Consider the following 400-nt stretch of genomic DNA (forward strand, 5'->3'; position numbering starts at 1 on the left):
AGGTTATCCGCACGGTCATACCACAGCATTTCTTCAAAACTGTCCACGCTGGTGACTTTTTTCAGCCGGCTTTCTGAATCATAAAGGTATTCCACCCAGCCACGGTAATGGTCTTCCATCAGGGACAGATCATCCTGTTGGTCGTAATGCCAAGCACGCCACGGTTTACCTTGCCCGATAGCGGCTGATTTATCCCTGACACTGTATTGGCTGATGCGACGCCCCAGCGGATCATATTCGCGAAACTGGAATAATTTACCTTGTGTCCGGCTGGTTTCACGGTGCAAATTGTCCCGCTCAAACTCGGTTATCATCTGCTGATTATGCCGAATGGCACTGAGATGACCTGAACCGTAGTAAAGCCAGCGCAGGGTATCGCCTTGTGGCAGGGTCAGTTCGG

General features: G+C 51.0%; 1 pseudogene. It reads right to left on the bottom strand.

What is annotated here, in order from left to right:
- A pseudogene (locus FE392_RS19895) lies at positions 1-400 on the bottom strand (type IV secretion protein Rhs); the annotation flags it as partial.

The organism is Xenorhabdus santafensis, from assembly GCF_033949405.1.
Lineage (GTDB): Bacteria > Pseudomonadota > Gammaproteobacteria > Enterobacterales > Enterobacteriaceae > Xenorhabdus > Xenorhabdus santafensis.